The organism is Neisseria sp. P0021.S005 (assembly GCF_051956955.1).
The window spans coordinates 1-1,515 of record NZ_JBQCWY010000717.1 but is presented as its reverse complement, the minus strand read 5'-3'; the positions used below and the strand labels follow the sequence as shown (position 1 = coordinate 1,515).

2 protein-coding genes are annotated in these 1,515 nt (G+C 44.2%); both read right to left on the bottom strand.

The genetic code is table 11. The features are described from left to right. Positions 1-173: 173 nt before the first annotated feature. Positions 174-998, bottom strand: coding sequence for an undecaprenyl-diphosphate phosphatase (locus ACTHUE_RS18645; protein WP_049337089.1), 825 nt, complete (start codon positions 996-998; stop codon positions 174-176). Between the two features lie 44 nt (positions 999-1,042). Continuing rightward, on the bottom strand, positions 1,043-1,515 hold a 473-nt coding region (locus ACTHUE_RS18640), incomplete at its 5' end, for a DsbA family protein (RefSeq protein WP_440424148.1).

Below are 1,515 nucleotides of genomic sequence, written 5' to 3'. Positions count from 1 at the left end.
ACGGCGGTGGTGTGCGGGAAGATGAAGGGGAAGGGCAGCTGTACGGACGGTGAGGAGATATTTAGGGGCAATGATGCGGAGTGTCGGCCTTTTACGGGGTAGAAACCTGATCTAAAGGGAGGAAGCGGATAAAGAAATAGGACGTGCTCAGGCACGTCCTTTAGGGAGAGGGGCTATTCGCTCCAGCTGACCCAGCCCAGCATCCAAGTAAGGAGAATCAGACCACCAAATACAATACGGTAGTAGGCAAAAGGTACATAGTTTTTACTGGAGATAAATTTCAGCAAAGCTTTTACTGCCAATAGACCGGCGATAAATGCTGCGATAAAACCGATGGCAATTTGTCCGACATCTTGTAAGGTAAAGAGTTTGTAGTTTTTTAAGATGTCGTAACCTGTTGCCGCAATCATCATTGGTACAGCAAGGAAGAATGAAAATTCGGTAGCCGTTTTACGTTCTAATCCCCACAGCATACCGCCCATGATGGTGCTGCCTGAACGTGATGTCCCAGGGATAAGGGCACAAATTTGGGCGCATCCTACAACAAATGCGTCGATTGGGCGCATATCGTCTACATGATTGACTTTAGGTTTGGCTGTTGTTTGGCGTTTTTCAACCCATAAAATGAAGAAACCACCGAGTACTAGCATAGTAGCAACAGTAATGGGGTTGAAAAGATGCAATTTAATTTGTTTACTGAATAAGAGGCCAACAATCGCAGCGGGGATGAACGCGATAAATAAATTCAGCACAAAGCGATTGGCTGTTCGCTCTTTGCCTAGTCCTTTTATGATATGGGTAAATCGTTGGCGATATTCGAATACGACGGCTAATACGGCACCGAGCTGGATGGCAATTTCGAATACTTTTCCGTTGCTTTGGAAATTCATTAAGTCGCCAAATACAATCAAGTGACCGGTACTTGAAATAGGGAGGAACTCGGTTAAACCTTCGATAATACCGAGAATAAGTGCTTTAAATAAAATCAAAATGTCCATAAGTTTTCAGACGGCCTTGAGGCCGTCTTTCTTTTGTTGAATAGTTAAAGTGGTTTTGAGGATTGTTCGCGGCGGACTTTGACGATGAGCTCGTCTATGGTTTTCATACCGACTTTCCAGTCGCTACCATTGAAATTGACTTTGTATTTACCACCGACGATGACAGTTGGTGTGTTTTCAATTCGATAAGTTTCCGTCAATTGCTGCATTTTTGCAGCAGCCGACGCGGCAGCAGGGCTATTGTAGGTTTGAAGTAGTTTTTGACTGTCAAAACTTGTCTGTTTGCCGACCCATGATCGGAATACATTTGCATCAGCCAAGTTAATCTTCTGTTCGTAAACAGCTTTGAAGATGACTGGATTGGCCTGATATTTTAAACCTGAAAGATTGACGGCAGCGGCTACTTTGGCCAAGCCTAACATTTCAGGCATCCAAACGACGTGTTCTGTCCGTAAGGAAACATCTTTGGCAAAGGTTTTGCTGTGTTGCAACAAAACTGGATCGAGATGGTAACAAT